Annotated in this window: 15 protein-coding genes; 5 read left to right on the top strand and 10 right to left on the bottom strand. The window is 44.4% G+C overall.

Going from position 1 to position 21312, the window contains the following annotated elements:
- The first annotated feature begins 12 nt into the window (after positions 1-12).
- On the top strand, positions 13-7374 hold the full coding sequence (locus AB4503_RS15435) for an Ig-like domain-containing protein (protein WP_372115341.1): 7362 nt from the start codon (positions 13-15) through the stop codon (positions 7372-7374).
- A gap of 201 nt (positions 7375-7575) precedes the next feature.
- On the opposite strand, the gene AB4503_RS15440 is transcribed toward AB4503_RS15435, so the two are convergent.
- Both AB4503_RS15440 and AB4503_RS15445 read right to left on the bottom strand, forming a co-directional pair.
- Positions 7576-8769, bottom strand: coding sequence for a class I SAM-dependent methyltransferase (locus tag AB4503_RS15440; RefSeq protein ID WP_017059708.1), 1194 nt, complete (start codon positions 8767-8769; stop codon positions 7576-7578).
- A gap of 128 nt (positions 8770-8897) precedes the next feature.
- On the bottom strand, positions 8898-10301 hold the full coding sequence (locus AB4503_RS15445) for a methyl-accepting chemotaxis protein (RefSeq protein WP_372115342.1): 1404 nt from the start codon (positions 10299-10301) through the stop codon (positions 8898-8900).
- Positions 10302-10389: 88 nt separating this feature from the next.
- Here AB4503_RS15445 and yccX point away from each other — a divergent pair, with 88 nt between their 5' ends.
- On the top strand, positions 10390-10677 hold the full coding sequence (yccX, locus tag AB4503_RS15450) for an acylphosphatase (protein WP_048615995.1): 288 nt from the start codon (positions 10390-10392) through the stop codon (positions 10675-10677).
- Between the two features lie 58 nt (positions 10678-10735).
- Here yccX and AB4503_RS15455 read toward each other — a convergent pair whose 3' ends face one another.
- The 6 genes from AB4503_RS15455 to AB4503_RS15480 form a co-directional block, all read right to left on the bottom strand.
- Positions 10736-11065: a TusE/DsrC/DsvC family sulfur relay protein gene (locus AB4503_RS15455; RefSeq protein WP_017057205.1), complete on the bottom strand. Its 330-nt coding sequence runs from the start codon at positions 11063-11065 to the stop codon at positions 10736-10738.
- A gap of 160 nt (positions 11066-11225) precedes the next feature.
- Positions 11226-11891: a Bax inhibitor-1/YccA family protein gene (locus AB4503_RS15460; RefSeq protein WP_017057206.1), complete on the bottom strand. Its 666-nt coding sequence runs from the start codon at positions 11889-11891 to the stop codon at positions 11226-11228.
- A 282-nt stretch (positions 11892-12173) separates the two neighbouring features.
- Positions 12174-12938 carry an amino acid ABC transporter ATP-binding protein gene (locus AB4503_RS15465; protein WP_017059704.1) on the bottom strand — a complete coding sequence of 255 codons (765 nt, stop codon included), beginning with the start codon at positions 12936-12938 and terminating at the stop codon, positions 12174-12176.
- 22 nt (positions 12939-12960) lie between these two features.
- Positions 12961-14058 (bottom strand): amino acid ABC transporter permease, encoded by a 1098-nt coding sequence (locus tag AB4503_RS15470; RefSeq protein WP_372115343.1) that lies wholly within the window; start codon positions 14056-14058, stop codon positions 12961-12963.
- A gap of 1 nt (position 14059) precedes the next feature.
- Positions 14060-15265, bottom strand: a complete 1206-nt coding sequence (locus AB4503_RS15475) for an amino acid ABC transporter permease (RefSeq protein ID WP_017063829.1) — start codon at positions 15263-15265, stop codon at positions 14060-14062.
- Positions 15266-15336: 71 nt separating this feature from the next.
- Complete coding sequence (locus tag AB4503_RS15480; protein WP_017059701.1) at positions 15337-16365, bottom strand: amino acid ABC transporter substrate-binding protein; 1029 nt, start codon at positions 16363-16365, stop codon at positions 15337-15339.
- Between the two features lie 480 nt (positions 16366-16845).
- Between AB4503_RS15480 and AB4503_RS15485 the strand changes: the two genes are divergently transcribed.
- Positions 16846-17787, top strand: coding sequence for a bifunctional precorrin-2 dehydrogenase/sirohydrochlorin ferrochelatase (locus AB4503_RS15485; RefSeq protein WP_017059700.1), 942 nt, complete (start codon positions 16846-16848; stop codon positions 17785-17787).
- A gap of 190 nt (positions 17788-17977) precedes the next feature.
- Here the strand turns inward: AB4503_RS15485 and AB4503_RS15490 are convergent, their stop codons facing one another.
- Entirely contained in the window at positions 17978-18460 is a 483-nt protein-coding gene (locus tag AB4503_RS15490; RefSeq protein WP_017059699.1) for a YajQ family cyclic di-GMP-binding protein, read from the bottom strand.
- A gap of 12 nt (positions 18461-18472) precedes the next feature.
- The gene (locus AB4503_RS15495; protein ID WP_017059698.1) at positions 18473-19531 is read right to left on the bottom strand and encodes a 3-deoxy-7-phosphoheptulonate synthase; all 1059 of its coding nucleotides are present in this window, start codon (positions 19529-19531) and stop codon (positions 18473-18475) included.
- A gap of 207 nt (positions 19532-19738) precedes the next feature.
- Between AB4503_RS15495 and AB4503_RS15500 the strand changes: the two genes are divergently transcribed.
- Both AB4503_RS15500 and AB4503_RS15505 read left to right on the top strand, forming a co-directional pair.
- Positions 19739-20626: a putative PEP-binding protein gene (locus tag AB4503_RS15500; RefSeq protein WP_017059697.1), complete on the top strand. Its 888-nt coding sequence runs from the start codon at positions 19739-19741 to the stop codon at positions 20624-20626.
- Positions 20627-20802: 176 nt separating this feature from the next.
- Positions 20803-21288, top strand: coding sequence for a PaaI family thioesterase (locus tag AB4503_RS15505; RefSeq protein ID WP_017059696.1), 486 nt, complete (start codon positions 20803-20805; stop codon positions 21286-21288).
- The last annotated feature ends 24 nt before the right edge of the window (positions 21289-21312 follow it).

The raw sequence follows: 21312 nt of genomic DNA on the forward strand, positions 1-21312 counted from the left end.
AACGGCACGACCTTGCTGGGTGAAGCGGTTAAAGTTGAGGGCGTGTGGACCTTCACGGCGACAGACGGTCAGCTGACAGAAGGTGCGAACAGCATCACGGTGAAAGCGACGGACGATGCGGGTAATAGCGACACATCAGACGCACTCGCAGTGACCATCGATACCGACGCCAATGCCGGTATTTTCATCGACACCATCACCGAAGACGGAATCATCAATGATGACGAGGCCCAAGCCAATATTACTATTAGTGGTTATGTCACTGGTGACGCTCAGCCTGGTGATACGGTCAGCATCTGGTTGAACGAGGAGAGTGGCGATTCATTGGTCGAGGTAGAAGTCTTAGAAGTGAAGGATGACCAAGGCCGTTACACATTCTCAGCTATCGTTGCTGGTTCCGAGTTAGCAAATAACAACGCAACATCACCTCAGGTATTTGCAAAAGTTACTGGTACTGATGCTCCAGGCAACACGTTCGAGGCCAGTGAAAACGAATCGTACCAAGTTGACCGTAGTATTGTGTTTGATTTCACTCCTACAGACGGAACCTTTAATGATGGTGATAACATTATTAATTTCACCGAACAAACCAGTGTTAACGTCAGTGGGTTTGTCAACGAATCTGCGACAATAAACTCTATTACATTCACTGACTCTAATGGAGATACCGTGGTTATCGATGGCTCTTCCGTAGTACAAGAGGTGATTGATAATAGTGGTGGTACCTCGTATACCGACTTCGTTATTACGGGCGTTGATGTGAGCGACTTAGAAGACGGAGATTTGTCCGTTGTGGTAAATGCAACAGATGAAGCGGGTAATACTTTTGATTCTTTGGCGAAAACTATAGAGAAAGACACCACAGCCCCAGATGCACCGGTCATTACCAATATCACCGACGATTCATCTGATGACGATTATTCAGTTGTTATCTTACATGGTACAGGTGAGCCAGGTCTCGAGATTAAGATATTTGATGAAGATGGAAACCTAATTAATCAAAACAGTACCGTTACTGTGGATGGCGAGGGTAATTGGTCGTTTGATATTTCAGACTTAACCAATACTCAAGTCAACGACAATGAATTCTTCACGGCTACCCAAGTCGACGTAGCAGGTAACGAGAGCGATGCAAGCGAGACGGTGCATTATTACCACGGTGACTTTGATCCTGCGCTTAATGAAGGCAGTGACGACTTTGTCCTGCTTGGTGAGGGTGATGATGTTCTCAAAGTTGACGTTGATGATGCTAATGATCTAATGGTTGCCGATGGCGGCGCGGGTAATGACAAAGCTGTCTTTGATTTTAATATTGACCAGGCGAGTATCGTACTCAATGCTGATGGCTCTGTGACTATTTCTGAGAATACCGATAGCGGAGATGTGAATACCTTTATCGAGTTTGAGGAGTTCGAATTTAAAGGCGGCGATAAGGCGACCTTTGATGAGCTGTTCTCGCCAACGATTGAGATCGAACGCGATGAAGATGAAGTAATCAATAGCGATCGCAGTACCATTAATTATACGATTGGTTTGCCGGCCGGTGCTGTTGCTGGGGCGACGTTGATAATCATGGCGGAAGGACAAGCAATTGCACAAAGCCCAATCACGCTAACCGATGACCACATCAGTACTGGAACTTTAAACTTCGGCATCAATGCTACCTTAGTTGACTCAGAGCTTAACGTGTCAGCGAGTTTGAACTACGGTAACAGTCAAGAGTTCAGCGATAACGATGCCTTGGCGATGAATGATGCTCCTGACGCAGACGACTTCACAGTTGAACTTGGGAGTCAGTCAAGCGCTAGCTTTAGTTTCGATGAGCATGTTATTGACCAAGAAGATGAAGATGCGTTGACTGTGTCAATTGATCAAAATCCAGAGTTAGGCACTCTGTACATTATTGACGGTGATGTTCGAACTGAAGTAACAACTGGGATGCAAATTAGTGAAAGTGACGTCGTAGAATATCAACTTCGTGACGATATCAATGAGTTTATGAGTTTTGATGCGTCTGTTGATTTTAACGTTGATAACAATATCGTATCGGAGTTTGAAGCTAGTAATGGTATTGTTATTTCTGGCGGCCGATTTGAAGGTGTTCGCCCAGATGGCAGTGGTAACGAAACGAGTAGCAAGCTATACAATGGTCAAGAAGGCAGCGTTAAGGCTGGTTCCGAAGGACTGGGAGTTGGCGACCAAGAAATCGATGTGAGTCAGAAAGATTTTATTGCCGTAGACTTTAGTCACGTCGGTGGGGGCAACACAGATATTACGATTACACAAGTTAATGTGAAGATCGGTAGTATCTGGGGTAACTATGAAGACGGTGATAGCGCAGACGCTCAGATCCACATATTACTGTTTAAAGATGGTCAAGTTGTTACAGATGCAAACGGAGACCCTGTTGAGTTTGTTTTCGATGATAGTGTTGACCCGTCTGTCTATGATGGCTCAGGCGAGTTTGTTGCCAATATCCATTATGAGGGCGGTTTTGATGAAATCCGCGTGTTTACGACGAAAGGTGGTACAGAAGATACCAGTCATAACTCAAACATCACCTTACAAGGCGTCGATATAATTGATGCAGCTGTATCGGAAGAGATCGCTTACACCGCTACGGATAGCGATAAAGGCGAAGGTAGCAGTGTGATCACCGTGAACAGTTCAACAACGGATAGCTCAATAACTACGCCAACGATAGATCTTGTTGCATCAAGTGATACGGGTGATAGTGATACAGACAACATCACTAAAGATACAACGCCAACCTTTGCTCTGGGTAATGTTGACAGCGACGTCGTAGCCGAAGGTATTGAGGTATTTAAAGATGGCGTCGTCGTTCAAGGAGATTTAGATCAGGTTGATGGGGTCTGGTACTTTACTCCAGAAAATGAAGTCAACGCTGGTAATCAGCAGTGGAGTGTCCAGGTCACTGATGATTCTGGCAATACAGCTACCTCTAGCGATCTCGAGGTGATTGTGGATACAGGTGCTTCGGCCAGTATTACCATTGATGCTATCACTAGCGATGACATTCTTGATGCTCAAGAAGCGGCTCAAAGTGTGGTCATTACGGGCCGTGTTGGTGGTGATGCGGAAAAAGGTGATACGGTTACGTTGACGCTGCAGGCAGAAGACCAAGCGTTGACTACATATACAGGCACCGTTGCGTCGGATGGTACGTATCGCATTAGTGTACCGGGCAGTGTGCTGGCGTCGGATGCGGATAGTTCCCTTGTAGCGAGCGTCACTGGCAGTGATGAGGCCGGTAACCCATTCACAGTGACGACAACGGTTAGCGGAGACAATAGAGATGGTGGTTATCATGTGGATACGGCGCCAGTTGCCAATCCAGGTGAAGTCACCACTGATGAAGATCACTCTACGGTCATTAGCTGGGCTTCTTTAGGCGTTGTTGACAGTGATTCAGATGAATCCTCATTGTCAGTTACCATCACCGCTTTACCTGAAGGTGGACTGTTAAAATATTATGATGAGATTGATGGCTGGCAAGCGGTAGCAGCAGATCAAGAGTTGGATAAGTCAGTATTTGACAACAACCAGGTACGATTTGTACCAGACAATAACCTGTCTGGTAGCAGCCAAATTGGTTTTGAGGCGTCTGACGGTGTCAACATGAGTGAATCAGCCGCGTTGACTATCAATGTGACACCTGTCGCTGATGCACCAAACCTAAGCCTAAAAACGCAAGATCCTGACTTGCCGTCGCAGGAGTTTAATGTCTCGACTTGGGACAATGTGGTCATCGATGATTCGACGTATGGTAGCGGCAGTGGGGTGCCAGGTAGTGATTTGGTTGCGCAGCTATCTCAACTGGATACAGCGGATGCGGCGCAGTCTACGACGGCGAATACTGAGGATAGTGCAAGCAATGCTACTGATCCGGATCAAGCGGTAATAGTAACTGGACTCGTTTACTTGGAAGCCAACGTTTCTTACGATTTTGTTGGGCGCGGGGATGATAGCATTGCGATTACTTTGGGTGGACAGCTGGTCGATGAGGGCCGTTGGGGCGACTCGAGCGGTGATATTCAGGGTGCGGCGTTTACGCCAACCGAGTCAGGCTACTATCCAATCGCGATTTACCACCATAACCAAAGTGGACAGGGCAACTTTAACGTTGATGTATCTATTAATGGCGCTGATCCTGTTGACTTGGCGAATAGCCAGCTTTCGATCGTGACTGACGTCGATTCAGCACAAGGTACAGACGTTCGTCTTTCTGCGTTGCAGACTGATGATAAGGGTTTCGATTATTATGAGACATATTCTGTTAATGAAGGGCGTCAAGACACTGCCATTCCATTGTCGGAAATTGACGCATCATTGACTGATGATTCAGAAACCTTGTCTGTTCTACTTTCTGGTATTCCTGTGGGTGCTACTATCAGTGATGGTAGTAATACTATCACCATAAACGGTGAGACAGATGAAAATGGTCAGCCTATTCAGCCAATTACCGTGACTGATTGGGCTCTCGATAATTTGACGGTCACGCCGCCTCCTGGGAGCCACGAAGACTTCACTTTGACAGTAACGGCTGTGAGCTCAGAGAATGCTAATGATAGCCAAGCTCAATCCACACTCGATATCGAGGTAGTGGTGCATGAAAGTGAGCCTACACTAACAGAAAGCGACACCAACTCTGCCAATGAAGATCAGATGATTACTGGTAATGTATTAGCGAACGACAGCGATGCTGACGATGTGCTGCAAGTGGTAGGCGTTAAGATCGATGGCACTGACTATCAGGTGGATCAGTCGATAACCCTTGATGAAGGTACGTTTACTATCGATGCTAATGGTAATTATAGCTTTGAACCGAAAGACGATTGGTCAGGCAGTGTTCCAACAGTCGAGTACACCACTAATACAGGGGCCACTGAGTCGCTTAATCTAGAAGTTATGCCAGTAACAGATGCGCCGAATCTCACTGTGAGTCTTGGTGATTCGACTTACAGTAATACGACAATCAACTCTAGCCTTTATCAAAAGCTAATTTTTGCTGATTCATCGACAAGCCTATCTGATCCAGAGCACGCAGAGTTAGGTCATAGCGATATCGGTAAACAAACCAGTGATATTAAAGTTGGAACAGACCAAGTCGATCAATTAACTGGTGATACCGGGAGTTGGGTTAAAGATGGCAATGACTGGGTGATGCAGACTAATGGAGATGACGTCTTTGTTGGTGGTCAGGGCAATGACAATATTGTAGGTGGTGATGGCTCGTCACTTGATTTAGGTCTGGATACAGTGGTTTACACTGGTAATCTTTCCGACTATACGTTTGATTTTTATAATAATCATGGGAATACTGACAAACCATATTGGCATGTTGTAGATAAACGCGGTATTGATACTCAAGACGACAATACTCCAGTATCAGAAGGCGAGCACCTTTATGAAATAGAGCGCCTAATCTTTGCTGATGCCATCGTAGAGCTCAATACAGATGGTACGCCCACTGTACTTCAAGAGGTTGTAACAGAGCTGAATATCTCAGCTTCCGTATCGGACCGTGATGGTAGTGAGTATCTTGATGAAGTACGTATTAGTGGCTTGCCGGGTGATGCCCAAATCTTCGATAAGGGCACGGGTCAAGTTGTTGGTATTAAAGATGGTGATGACTGGGTGATCGATGTAACAGGACAGTCAACTCAGGCTGTGAATTACGACACCCTAGCTGTTAAGTACCAATCAACAGATACCCTAGACATTGACGTCACTGCCGTGGCCAAAGAAATCGGCTTGGATAGTGACCAAGCTGGCAATACGACCACGGTTAATAGTGGTGCTAGTGCGGATGCTATAGCCGATCAAGGCGGTGATGTGCCAATAACACTTATCTCTCTAGTCATTGACTCTTCTGGATCTATGGATGATGTCCCAAGCGGGCTCTCCGACATGAGAATTGAATACGTGTTGGAGGCATCCATTTCTTTATTAGATAATGTTAAAAGCCAACATGGTAGTGGTGATGTCTTAGTACAGCTTGTTGATTTTGATACGAGCGCATCTTTAGTCGAGAGTGGTAGAGGAGCGAATACCAGTGTTTGGATGACGGTATCCGAGGCGATTTCCATATTGCAAAAAGCGTCAGATACTGTAGATAAGTGGAACTATGATGGTGAGTTCGATCCAGATGGCTGGACTAACTATGATTCTGGCTTGGATGCAGTGATGGAGGGCTATAATGAAAGCCAAGTGACTAATATCAAAGGTGAAACCAATGATGTTATTTACTTCTTGAGTGATGGTGAAAGTAATAGGGGTAATATTGGTTCAGACTGGGCTCAGTTTATGGCGGATAAACAGGTAACTGCAGTTGGAGTGGGCGATCCTAATCGGGTACCGGCTGACGGTCTTATTAAGGTAGCGGGTAGTGCAGAAAATGTTGTTTATATTCCTGACTCAAAAATCACTACAGATCTACCTAAATTGCGGCCAACTATTGGTGTTTCTGGCTCGTTGCTGATGGCGATAGCGGGGGCTGAGGCGGCTGCCATCGTGATTGATGAGTCGAATGCACAAGTGGCTCAGTTTATTAACCAAGATGGCGATGTATCTGTTGCACCTTCTGGATTAAGCTTCACCAAAGATACTGTCGGCAATGAGCTGGTTGTTGATACCGATTATGGTGTATTCCGTATTGGTTCAGATGGTTCTTACTATTTCCAACCAAGTGACACTGCTCCGACAATTGACGAAGGTAAGGCTGTTGGTTTCGAGATCGTGCTTTTGGTCGAAGATAGCAATGGTCAAACGACTGAACAGTTGGTTACACTGAATGTCAGCCACAATGGTCAGGTCAACCGTGTTGAGTCCTCGTCTTTCACTGCTTCCACTGGCGATGACCAAGTAAGAGGAACCGATGGTGATGACGTCATCCTCGGTCATGCAGGTAATGATGTCCTCGATGGTGGCTTAGGTGATGACTTCCTTATGGGCGGCACTGGTGATGACATCCTAATTGGTGGTTTGGGTAATGATATTCTGACCGGCGGTGCGGATGCGGACTTGTTCAAGTGGGTCGATATGGATAGCTCAACCGATACCGTTACCGACTTTGATTATGATGAAGGTGACCGTATCGATTTAGCTGACTTATTTGCTGACCTCAAGGATGATCAGCAAGAGCTTGCCGACTTGCTTACTTCATTGCAAGATAGTGACACGCACTCTGGTGAAGGTGGTGGTTACACTGTCACTATTAGTGAGCATAATGACGTAGCAGAACTGACGATTACGAAAGGTGATCAGACTATGCAGATTGACTTTAATGGAGCGGATACCACGGACATTACCAGCAGTTTGCTGGATAGTTTGAAAACACTAACTAATGATTGACCAGTCAGAGTTTCAGGCGCTTAATCAACGCCTGAACTCGCTTGATTACCCTTGGGCTGTGTTTATCCCACGCTAATATAGCTAGAAGTTCAGTGGTTTAGGCTGGATAGGCCGAAAAGAATAAGGCCACCATTTTCAATGGTGGCCTTTTTTATGATAAATGTTTGGCTCGAAAGCTTGAGAGCGAGTCAAGGAACTCGATTACAAGACCTTACAAGCAAAGCCTTTCAGGTAGAAACCTTCTGGGTAGGCTGTGTCTGTTAGATGATCGGCTGCTTGCTCGAAGCGTTCTACGAACTTAACAGTGCGGCCTGCATCTAATGCTGCATCAGCAATGATTTTTTGGAACAAATCAGTACCCATTAAGCCAGAGCAAGAGTAGGTGAGTAGAGTGCCGCCTGGTTTCAGGATTTGCATCGCAAGCATGTTAACGTCTTTGTAGCCGTTAGCGCCTGAAGTTAGGTTATTCTTGCTTGAAACAAATTTTGGCGGATCCATGATCACGACGTCAAACTTAGTGCCTTGGTCACGGTACTCACGAAGCAGTTTGAAAACGTCAGCGTTTAGGAATACAGCGCGCTTTTTCGATATATCAAACTCGTTAAGTTCAGCGTTGAATTTAGCTGTATCAAGAGCTAGTTGAGATACGTCAGCGTTGATAACACGCTTCGCGTCGCCTTTAAGTGCGTAAAGGCCAAAGCCACCTGTATATGAGAAACAGTTAAGGACATCTTTGCCTTTAACGTACTTCATCGATTCTTTGCGGCTATCACGTTGGTCCATGTAGAAGCCTGTTTTGTGGCCTTCCATAATGTTCACGCTGATTTTAACGCCATTTTCTTCAATCACGATAGATTTTGGTGGCTCTTCACCATGAAGAACGCCGACAACTTGTTCTAGGCCTTCTTTCTTACGAACTGCCACGTCTGAACGCTCGTAGATGTTGCAGTCAGGGAAGCACTCGATTAACGCTTCAACCAATACGCTTTTGTTAAACTCAGCGCCAGCACTTAGCAGTTGGCAAACAAGAAAGTCTTGGTATTTGTCGATTGTGATACCTGGTAAGCCATCAGACTCTGCGGCCGTTAGGCGGTAGCCCGTTAGACCATCACGTTCGATAATGTCTTCTCGTAAAGACTGTGCGTCTTGAATTCGTTTTACGAAGAACGCCTTGTTGATCTCTTCTTTTTCAAATGTCCAAACACGAGCTCGAATTTGAGATTCTGGTGAGTAAGCCGCTTTTGCAAGCCACTGACCATTTTGAGCATATACGTCTACAGTTTCACCTTGTTTTGGTTCGCCTTCGACCTTATCGATACCGCGTGAAAATACCCAAGGGTGTTTGCGGCGTAGTGATTTATCTCGGCCTTTAGCTAGATGAATTGAAGGAGTCATAATTTACTCTGTTTGTTGAATTTGAAGGAGGGGTATTGTCGGGGAAGTGCAGGTGAAAAGCAAATAAGAAAGGGCTGCAGAAGCAGCCCTAGTAATGATTAATCAACACATTGTGGTGGATATCAGTATTAAGCTTTAAGACCTGTCAGCAAACCTTCCATCGTATCGCTTTGTTTACGAAGTTGGTCAACATTGGAATTACTCTTACTGATCATCTCGCAGATACTGTCTGACTGATGACGAATCTCTTCAACACTCTGTGCAATGTTGTCAGCGACTACGCCTTGTTCTTCAGCCGCGGTAGCAATTTGAGTGCTGCTATCTGAAATAGACTGGTTTTTTTCCGCTAATGAACCGATCTCGACGTTCACTTCTGACATCAGTGTTTGGCCTTCGTTAGCATTGTTCACCGTGACTTCCATCAGCTTGGTCAGTGATTGACTGTTACGTTGTAATGATTCAATCATGCTTTGGATTTCAACCGTTGCTTGCTGAGTACGACCGGCAAGGGCACGAACTTCATCGGCAACAACAGCAAATCCACGACCTTGCTCGCCAGCACGTGCGGCTTCGATAGCTGCGTTCAACGCTAACAGGTTAGTCTGTTCAGAAATACCGTTGATGGTTGTGACTACTTCATCGATCTGCGCCGCGTTGGCATCCAGTTCTTCTACTGCTTGTGAAGCGGACTGGATCTCTTGAGATAGGCTAGAGATAGACTCCAGTGTATTTGAAACCTTGACTTGACCGCTCTGAGCAACGCCGCGAGCGTCCATCGTTTGTGAGCTAGACGCATGAGCAAGGGTAGCGACTTCGCGAATGGTAGCCGCCATTTGTTCCGTTGCACTTGCTAAGCTATTCAGGTGTTCTTGTTGGTTACCTGAGATGTCTGAACTTTGTTGTGTTGACTGGTTCAAGTCCGAGCTGATCTGCTGCATGAGAGCGACAGACTCTTGGATTGATAGAACCATGTTTTGTTCACGCTCCGCAACTTTATCGATTGTAATCGCGATTTCACTGAACTCGTCACGAACTAAGAAGTAGTTCATGCGGCAAGTTAAGTCGCCATTCGCAAGCGTGTTCAGAGCTTTGTTCATAGAGAACATCGCGCCGCCAATAAAGGTCATGATGTAGTAAACACCTAGTGCGATAAGCGTTAGGGTTACAGCGATGATAGAAACCTGAGTCGTCGATAGAGCAGACCAAAGGTTTTGGTCATGGTTAGCAACTAGGCTGAACGCTCCATTCATCACTGAAACAGAACCAGCACCGTAGCCTAAAGAGATGGTTTCAGAGCTGCTGACAAGCTGAGCTACTTGATCTTTAGTGAGTTGACCCGCTTCGATAAGCCCTTTCATCAAGAGCATTTCTTCTTGATAAAGGTGAGCAAGTAAAGAGTCCGCGGCATTATCTAAAACGAGAGTTAATATAACCAGGGCGAGAAGTGGCAATAAGAAGAGTAGATAGAACTTTTCTTGGATTTTTAGGTGAATGAGATATTTGTCAATCCAACGAAATGGGATTTCTTTCATAATCGTTATACTCGAAGTAAGTCCACCAATAAGCGGTGAATGAATAGAAGCTCGACTATATCATTCATATAATTTATGAGGCAACGTTATGGAAAGTTCACAATATATTTTTGTCGTGTCAGGCGTAGTTCAATGTGTTGGGTTCCGTTACCACACCAGTAGGCAGGCGCAAGCTATGGGACTCTCAGGTTATGCGAAGAACTTAAATGATGGTCGAGTTGAAGTGTTAGCTGTCGGAGAGAGTCAGCAAATAGAGAAGTTACATGCTTGGCTCAATATTGGCCCTTCGAGCGCAACAGTAGACAACGTTGTAATGCATCAAGTGAAAGATAGTGAGCGCCAGGACGTACGCATAGGGGCGTTTAAAATACTGTAGTTATGGCACTACAGTATTTATATCGAACGTAACTTAATGGCCTAAAGCGGGTTAGGTTTTACAAGCACTTTGCTGGTTTAGGTAAACCGGCGAGCTTGGTCGCTTGTTTTGCAGGGCCTTTTTTGAATAACTTGAAAAGGTACTTACTATTGCCTTTTTCTGGGCCATGAGCTTTTTCCATTGCTTTAACGAGCATGCGAACCGCTGGCGAGGTGTTGAACTCTTCGTAAAAGCTCCTTACAAAATGTACGACTTCTAAGTGTGCATCTGTAAGTTCAATCGCCTCGTCTTGAGCAAGAATTTCAATCATGCCTTCTTCCCATTGCGTGTAATCCAATAGGTAGCCTTGAGCGTCGGTTTCGATTTGCTTACCGTTATATTCAAACATGTTTAATCCAGAATCCAATTAACTATGCGGATAGGGTACATGACCAAGTTTGTCTTTCTCAACAGAAATTGTAGCTATCCAATGAAATATCGTACTTATAGATACAAAAAAGCCCAAGAGGTAGGCTCTTGGGCTAGATATTCTTCAATGATGGGAACGATTAGTCGTCGCTGCCCATGATGCCTAGGATGCTTAGTAGGCTGATGAAGATGTTGTAGATCGATACGTACAAGCTGATCGTTGCAGAGATGTAGTTTGTTTCACCGCCACGAATGATGTTTTGCGTTGTAAGCAAGATAACACCAGTCGAGAACAGGATGAACATACCGCTCATTGCCAATGATAGTAGAGGCATTTGTAGGAAGATGTTTGCAACCATACCTACAAGTAGTACTACGAAACCAGCTAATAGCATGCCATTAAGGAACGACAGGTCACGCTTAGTTGTTAGTGCGTAAGCTGATGCGCCCATAAACGCCAGTGCTGTACCGCCAAGTGCAGTTAGGATGACATCACCCATGCCTGCGCCAACGTACATGTTTAAGATTGGACCGATGGTGTAGCCTAAGAAACCTGTAAATAGGAATGTGAAGACTAGACCCATGCTGTTGTCACGGTTCTTTTCTGTTAGGAAAAGTAGGCCGTAGAAGCCAACTAGCATGATAATAAGACCCGGGCGAGGAAGGTTCATCGCCATGGATACGCCTGCTACAACAGCAGACCAAAGTAGTGTCATAGACAGTAATGCGTAGGTGTTACGCAACACTTTATTGGTTTGCAGAGCACTTTCTTGAGATGCTGTGCGTGAAAACATAGGGCTGTTCATAATCTTCCTCGTAAGGTGACTTTAATAGTTATTAGTACATTTATGGGGGTGAAAGTTCGAAAAATCAAGTCTCTCATTCCTCTTGTATACGTAAAATAATAATCAAAATAGTCGGTTAAGTGTTTCTGAAGGTGTAACAAAGTATTTCTTAAAGTGCAGTTAAGGTTCGTTGTTCAATTTTAATCGCACTGAATCGCTGTTTATAATCTTGAAAAACTAATTATAACACTGAAAACAAAGAGGCGACCTAAGCCGCCTCTGTAGTTTATGCATCATAACACATTAGTGGTGTAAGATTTGGCTTAAGAAGTTCTGCGTTCTGTCTGATTGTGGGTTTTCAAAGAAATCGACAGGGTTGTTCTCTTCTATGATTTCACCGGCATCCATGAAGATAACGCGATCCGCGACCTCTTTAGCAAAGCCCATCTCGTGCGTTACACAAAGCATCGTCATGCCTTCTTCTGCAAGCTCAACCATTACGTCTAACACCTCACGAACCATTTCTGGATCGAGCGCCGACGTTGGCTCATCAAACAGCATCACTTGAGGGTTCATACACAAAGAGCGAGCGATAGCTACACGCTGCTGTTGACCACCTGAAAGCTGACCTGGGAACTTGTCCGCTTGCTCAGGGATTTTTACGCGCTCTAGGTACTTCATTGCAATCGCTTCGGCTTCTTCTTTTGGCATCTTTTTGACCCAGATTGGAGCCAGAGTACAGTTCTCTAATACCGTCAGATGTGGAAACAGATTGAAGTGTTGGAAACACATGCCGACATCTCTACGCACGGCTTCGATGTTCTTTAGGTCTTCCGTTAATTCATTACCTGAAACGAAGATATGACCTTTTTGGTGCTCTTCTAATCGGTTGATGCAGCGGATCATCGTTGATTTACCAGAGCCTGAAGGGCCACAGATAACGATTTTCTCGCCTTTTTTAACTTCTAAATTGATGTTCTTAAGTACGTGGAATTCACCGTACCACTTGTTCATGTCTTTCAACTCGATCATAAGACCTTGAGAGTTGTTTTCTGTCTGCTGCGTCATAATACGTCCTTGATCTTGTTAATTATCGTTTGTGACCGGTGTGAAGTCTGTTTTCTAGCCATATCGAATATCTCGACATGCCAAAACAAAACACCCAGAACACTAACGCGACAAATACATAACTTTCTGTTGAATACCCAAGCCATTCAGGGTCGGTATTCGCGGCTTGGCCAATTCCTAGTACATCAAACATACCAATAATCAAAACAAGACTGGTATCTTTAAACAAACCAATGAAGGTGTTCACAATTGAAGGAATCGTGATTTTAAGAGCTTGAGGTAGAATGATAAGCCCAGTCTTTTTCCAGTAGCTTAACCCCAGAGCATCAGCTGCTTCGTATTGGCCTTTTGGTATTGCTTGTAGACCACCTCGAATTACTTCGGCCATGTAGGCTGCACTGAATAGAACTACCCCTACAAGTGCTCGAATGAGCTTATCGGTTTCTGTCCCTTCTGATAAAAAGAGAGGCAGCATTACTGAAGCCATGAATAGAACTGTAATGAGCGGTACGCCACGCCAAATTTCGATGTATACGGTACACATACTGCGAATGATCGGCATCTCTGAGCGGCGCCCAAGAGCAAGTGCAACACCAATAGGGAGTGACACTACAATACCAACAAGTGCGATGACCAGTGTAACCAGTAGGCCGCCCCATTTATGGGTATCAACAACTTCTAACCCAAAGACGCCACCGTATAGCAAGCCAGCAATGATAAATGGGTAGATGTTGACGAAGAACAACCAAATCCACGTACGTTTAGGTGTTTTTTCATAAGCCAGTAAGGCTACAAAAATGGCCAACGTTGCATAGAAGAGGCGAGGTCGCCACAGTTCAGCTTCTGGGTAGAAGCCATACATGAATTGGTCCCAACGAACGCTGATAAAAACCCAACAAGCGCCTTCGCTAGTACAGGCATCACGTGTGGTTCCTATCCAGTCGGCACTGATGAATGCCCAATCCGCTATTGCCCATAATAGGGTGAAAGAAAAGTAAGCAAGAATCACAGTGACGACGCTGTTAACAGGTCCATTAAATAGATTTTTTCTTAACCAACCGACTGGCCCAACGGTATTCGCTGGAGGCGGAAGATCAGGTTGAAATTGATGTGTACTCATCTTATCTCTCCACCAATGCTACTTTGCGGTTGTATATGTTCATTAGAGCGGACGTTAATAGGCTCAAGGTTAGGTAGACGCCCATTGTCATCGCGATTACTTCGATAGCTTGTCCAGTTTGGTTAAGTGTTGTTCCTGCAAATACAGAGACAAGATCAGGATAACCAATGGCCATCGCAAGTGATGAGTTTTTGGTCAGGTTTAGATACTGACTGGTTAGTGGTGGGATAATGATTCTTAATGCTTGTGGAATAATGACAAGCTTTAGAGTTCTAGAACGTGGGATGCCTAGAGACATCGCAGCCTCAGTTTGCCCATGGTTTACCGCGTTAATACCTGAACGAACAATCTCAGCAATGAACGCTGCTGTATAGATACTTAAAGCGAGCATCAATGCAGCAAGCTCAGGGATTATCGTAACACCACCCTTGAAGTTAAACCCTTTCAACACAGGGTAATCTGCAGAGATAGGCATGCCCATAACAAAGTAAGTTATCAACGGTAAGCCTAAAATCAACGCAGCTGCAATTCGCAACATCGGTGTTTGTTGGCCGGTCAGTTTCTGTCTGTTCTTAGCCCAGATGTTGATAATAAACGTAGCGATAATACCGACAATCAATGATGCGATGACAATGCTACTGCCTTGCTCAAAGACTGGAGCAGGGAAGTACAACCCGCGTACGTTCAAGAAAATTGCTTCACCTAGACTCATACTTTGACGAGCAGAAGGCAAGGCTTGTAGAACGGCGAAATACCAGAAAAAGATTTGTAATAGCAGAGGGATATTTCGGAATATCTCAATGTAGACAGCTGCAAATCGGCTAACTAGCCAGTTTGAAGAGAGTCTAGCGATACCCATACTAAAGCCCAGCACTGTCGCTAGCATGATGCCGAGTACTGAAACCAAAGCGGTATTGAGAAGACCGATAAAGAATGTACGACCGTATGAGTAGGTCTCGTCGTATTCAATCAGTGTTAAGCCGATACCAAAACCAGCTTCTTGTGAGAGAAAATCAAAACCAGTGGTGATACCACGGGAATCTAAGTTTGTGAGTGCATTATTTACAATCGTGTAAAAGAAAGCACAAAGCGCCCCGACGGCGATAATTTGGAAAATGATGGAGCGAAAAGTGGGGTTGTAAAATAAGTTGGCACTTTTGGGCTGTGGCTTTGCCTGAGCTGGAGAAATAGTTTCATTAGGTTTCATACTACTATAACCTCAAATCCATTTAATAAATAGGGCGGAAAACTCCGCCCTAATTGATGCTTGAAAATTTATTAACGGATTGGTGGAGCGTACATAAAGCCGCCCGCATTCCATAATGCATTTACACCACGAGAGATTTGAAGTGGAGAACCTGTACCAACAGTACGCTCAAAACTCTCACCGTAGTTACCAACTTGCTTAATTACTTGGTAACCCCAGTCGTCGCGAATGCCAAGGCCTTTACCTTTAGGACCGTCTACACCAAGAATACGTTTGATGTTTGGATCTTTTGACTTAAGCATTTCGTCTGCATTTTTAGAAGAGATGCCGTATTCTTCCGCGTTAATCATTGCTGAAAGTGTCCACTTAGCAACGTTAAACCATTGATCATCATCCTGACGAACAACAGGGCCTAGAGGCTCTTTAGAGATGATTTCAGGAAGTACTTCTGCAGATTTAGGATCAGCTAGGTTTAGGCGAAGTGCGTATAGACCAGATTGGTCAGTCGTTAGCACGTCACAACGACCTGCGTCGAAACCTTTCGATGTTTGTGCTGCCGTATCGAATACCACTGGCTTGTAAGACATGCCACTGTTACGGAAGTAATCGGCTAGGTTAAGTTCAGTTGTTGTACCTGATTGAACACATACAGAAGCGCCATCAAGCTCTTGAGCACTTGTTAGGCCAAGTTCTTTTTTAACCATGAAGCCTTGACCATCGTAGTAGTTAACGCCTACGAAGTTCAGACCTAGAGCAGTGTCACGATGTAATGTCCATGTTGTGTTACGAGATAGTACGTCGATTTCGCCAGATTGAAGCGCAGTAAAACGCTCTTTTGCTGTTAGAGGTACATACTTAACTTTAGTCTTATCACCGAGTACAGCCGCTGCAAGAGCTTGACAATACTCAACATCAATTCCTTCCCATTCACCTTTTGAGTTAGGGTTAGAGAACCCTGGAAGACCGGTACTTACACCACAAGTTAGAAATCCTTGAGATGTGACTTTGTCCAGAGTGCTTTCTGCCGCTGATGCCGATGTTGCCATCATCGCAGTTGATGCAGCTACTACTGAAGCAAGAAGTGTTAGTTTATTTGTCATTTGTATCCTTCCTTGTTAACCAGGTGACACCTGATACTCGTGCTCGTTTGAGTTTCTCTTATGTGTTGCGTTTTCTATGACCTTGTTGTTCAAATTAAACGAGTTGCATTTTGCAAATGAAACTGTGTGCGATTTAAACAACTGTTTATAAGGTTAGGAAAGGATCCGTAGTTTCACAAATGTATAATTTAAAAAGAATTTTGAATGAAATCACAAATCCGAACACAATTAGAATGACCAAATGTTAAGTGAATGTAAATAGTGCAGCGGTTCACACTGTTGGTGCAACGAGATTTAGATTTTTATATTGATAATCGACTAGATAAATATTCTGAATCCACATCACAATGATGAAATATTAAACTTAAGAAATGTTGAAATTTGGTCAATAAATATTTTTATTACACTTCGATAGTTATGAATATGCTCCAAATTTGGTAGCATGGCTGAATAGTTATTGAAGTAGTCTCAAGGAAGAACATGCGTTATTTCCCAATGTTTTTGGATGTAGAAAATAAGCCAATCTTAGTGGTTGGTGGGGGTGAGGTTGCTTGCCGTAAAGTCGATAGCTTACTACGAGCGGGAGCGGATGTGACTTTGGTGTCTCCCAAGGTAGCGCCTTACTTAAAGCAGCTTGTGGACGAGAACAAGCTTCACTGGGTTCAAAACTTTTACTCGTCACAGATCATATCGAAAAATTACTTGCAGGTTTGGGCCACAACAGACAACCCAAGCTTGAATCACCAAGTGTATAATGATGCGAAAAAACTGGGCATTTTAGTCAATGTGGTTGACGATCTTCCTTACTGCGACTTCATCACACCTTCGATGATAAATCGCGGCAGAATCCAAATTGCCATCTCTAGTGGCGGGGCATCACCTGTTTTAGTAAGAAATATCAGAGAAAAACTCGAAACGGTATTGCCACAAAACATAGGTTTGATAGCAGACTTCGGTGCATCAAAACGCAATTCAATCAAAGAGTCATTCCCAACCGTCGACGAGCGTCGTAAATTTTGGGAGCGTTTCTTGTCATCCAGCTTTATCGAGCAGGTGAATGACAGAGAGCAGTTAGAGTCTTACTACCAGCAAGCGCTAACCGAAGGCATTGATAGCGAAGGGCAGGTCACTTGGATTGAATTCGAGCAAGATGTCGAGCTGTTGTCTATGAAGGCTTTACGTTTGATGCAGGAGGCAGAGCTCGTACTTTCACCGAGCGATTGTCCATTTGAATTTATCGACCTGTGCCGCCGAGATGCAGAAAGAGAGAGCTACGCCAACAGCGGAGAGCTATCAACAAAGCTTGAGCAAGCAAGAGCAGAGAAATTACGAGTGTGTGTGTTTATTCCACCAGCAAGCGTAGAGTTTAATCTGTTGGTCGGCAAAGACCTAAAATTGTCAGCAGCCCAAGTACTCAGTTGAGGCTGTTGCTTCTAGTTGAAATGAGAGCTTTCTGGTTGTTTTAAATCGGCTAGAGGCTCGGAATAAAACTAAAACTGGACCAGATAAATAAAAAGCCACTTCCCTTAAAGAAGTGGCTTTTTGCTATTTCAAACACGGCATTGTGCTGATGAATGAGTAACCCAAATAGGCGGTCGCTCAAACTCAATAATTAGTCGCGGAAGTTGTCAAACTGGAAAGGTTGACCAAGTTCACCGCTGCGAACTAGAGCCATAACAGCTTGTAGGTCATCACGCTTCTTACCAGTAACACGAACTTTGTCGCCTTGGATAGAAGCTTGAACTTTAACTTTGTTGTCTTTGATTAGCTTAACGATCTTCTTAGCGACATCAGTTTCAATGCCTTGCTTAAAGATAACCGTTTGGTGCCAAGTGCGACCTGTTTGGTCTGCCGCTTTCGCTTCCATCGCGTTAGGATCAACATTACGCTTCGTTAGGTTACTGCGAAGGATATCGCGCATTTGCTTCAGTTGAAAATCGTCTTGAGCAGTCAATTTTACTGATTCATCTTTGTAATCAAAGCTTGCGTCAACGCCGCGGAAATCGAAACGAGTCGATAGTTCACGGTTTGCGTTGTCTACTGCGTTACGCAGTTCTACTGCTTCTACTTCAGAGATAATGTCAAATGATGGCATTGTGTTGTTTCCTTAAGCTAAGTTTCTATCTTTAATTGCTGTTGCAAGCATGTCTAGCATTGTTGCAGTATCTTCCCAGCTTAGGCATGGGTCAGTAATCGACTTGCCATATTCTAGGTTGTTAATGTCTGTCATTGGCTGGTTGCCTTCAATAATGAAGCTCTCTGCCATAATGCCTGCAATTTGGTTCTTGTTAGATTTAATTTGCTCACAAATGTCTTGTGCAACTTCTAACTGCTTACGGTGTTGCTTCTGACAGTTAGCGTGGCTAAAGTCTACAACCAAACGTTGAGGTAGATCGAATTCAGCCAGTTGCTTACATGCAGTATCTACAGATTCAGCGTCGAAGTTAGGGCCTTTATCGCCACCACGTAGAATAACGTGACCGTATGGGTTGCCAGAAGTACGGTAAACCGTCATGCGGCCGTTCTTATCTGGAGAGTAGAAGTAGTGTGAAGCATGTGCTGCACGAATTGCATCGATAGCAATCTTGATGTTGCCGTTGGTCGCGTTCTTGAAGCCAACAGGGCAAGACAGTGCAGAAGCCATTTCACGGTGAATCTGAGATTCAGTTGTACGAGCGCCAATCGCACCCCAAGTGATAAGGTCTGCAATGTACTGACCTGTGATCATATCAAGGAATTCAGTCGCGGTAGCTAGGCCAAGCTTGTTGATATCTAGCAGAAGCTTACGAGCTTTGTTCAAGCCTGTTTCAAGTGCGTATGAACCATCAAGGTTAGGATCTGTAATCAAACCCTTCCAACCTACAACAGTACGAGGCTTCTCGAAGTAGGTTCTCATTACAACGAACAGTTCATCTTTGTACTGGTCTTGAATTTTGCTTAGGCGCTCAGCGTAATCAAGTGCCGCATCTGTATCGTGAACAGAGCAAGGGCCTACGATAACTAATAGGCGGTTATCACGACCAGTTAGGATATCTTCGATTTGGCGGCGAGAATTTTTAATGCGCTCAGCAACGTCGTCAGTAATAGGGTGTGCATTGCCTAGTTCGGCAGGAGTTGGCATAGGACCCAGAGCTTGGGTTCTCAACTCATCAGTTTTTAATGGCATGTGATAGCTTTTTTATTCTATTGCGAAGTGGTTAAGATAACGGAATTGAACAGAGGAATAAACTCTATTGAGTCAAAGTTATCTCAGTTATTGCTAATATTCTTATTTTTATCAGCAGGCCAGCGTCAAATAAGGGATTTTCACTTGTATTAACAGGCAGCTATCGGTATTTTCGTTTGAACACAACATAAAAATGCTGGAGCAGCAATGACTCAAGAAAATCAAAGCACTTTGCACCCAGAACTCGTCTTAGGTGATGTGCTGCCTTCTTACAACGATAATAATAATTCTAACCACTTATACGTTTCATTATCAGAATTAGTGATGGATCGTGTCTTCTACCACCCAAGTATCGAGAGTCACTTAGATACTTTGACTGATATTGAAAAAACGTCTTTAGAAGCGATCCTTGGCGATAAAACAGTCGATGAGCATTTTGTTTCGACCTTAGTGATTGCCATTCAAGCTGCCGTTCAGCCAAATCACACTTCTGTTCGTATCGCATTAAGCAGTGCAGACAGCTATGGATTCCGTTCGCTGCTTGGCGGGAACTGTGAAGCAGAAGAGATTAACCCTGCACTAGGTGTTCGTGGCGTTGCTCGTTACGCGACACCAGAATACAGCAAGGCTTTCGCTTTAGAATGTCAGGTTATTAAGGCATTACGTGAGCAGGGCATCAACGTTGAAGTAGTTGTGCCTTACGTTCGTGCGTTAAGCGATGCCGCTAAGATTATTGACCTGCTTGCCGAGCAAGGGCTACCACGCGGCCTTAACGGTTTGAAAGTACTGTTCTCGTGCGATGTGCCGTCTGCAGTGCTACTGAGCGAACGTTTACTGCATTACTTCGATGGTGTAGTGGTAAACGTTGATAGCTTAGCGTCTTTCACTTTAGGCGTAGACAAACACAATGAAGCTCAGCAACACGCTTTTGATCCACAAAATGAGGCGGTCATTACTTTGTTGGATATGATTGTTAAAGCAACCCTGAACGCGAAGAAGCCAGTGCTGCTAGTAACTCAAGGCTTAGTGGATTACCCACGTCTACAAGGTTACATAGCTGATCTTGAAGGCGTAGAAACGGTCGTGACTGCATAAATCGGTTTGTTGTCTTAGTAAGTCAACTGGCTCTATCCGTTTATTTGAAGCGCTAAAGCTTTGAGAATGAAAGAGATATCATTATGCGATGATATCTCTTTTTTGTAACATTTTTTTGACATCTCTATCGCTAATCGATTAACTGGTCTGATGACTGATTTGACTAGGTAATCCGAATGTTGACCCCTCTACAAAAAGCAAATTTCTACTTAAGCATGTTTGGCTTTTTCAAAGTCCCACTTATCTGGTTGTGCCGACCAAAACTACTCGCGTTGGACAACCAACATGTTGAAGTGAAAATCCCGCTTAGAAGGCGTACTAAGAATCACCTTAACAGTATGTACTTTGGCGTTTTGGCTGTAGGTGCGGATGTCGCGGGTGGGTTTCTTGCGATGAGCAAATCTCAGCAGCAAGGTGAAAAGATCTCGTTGGCTTTTAAAGAGGTGACGGGTAACTTTTTGAAGCGCCCTGAAGGTGATGTGCATTTCACTTGTAACGACGGTGAGCTGATCAACACTATGCTGGCAGAAACCATGTCGACCGGAGAACGGGTCAATCAACCCGTAACCATTATCGCGACTTGCCCATCTTTACATGGTGACGAGCCGATGGCGGAGTTCACGCTTACGCTTTCAATTAAGAAAGTCCCTTCAAGAAAATAGCGATTAAATAATAGATTTTGGTTT

Source organism: Vibrio sp. 10N.222.55.B11, assembly GCF_041473705.1.
In the GTDB taxonomy this organism is placed as follows: Bacteria; Pseudomonadota; Gammaproteobacteria; order Enterobacterales; family Vibrionaceae; genus Vibrio; species Vibrio crassostreae_C.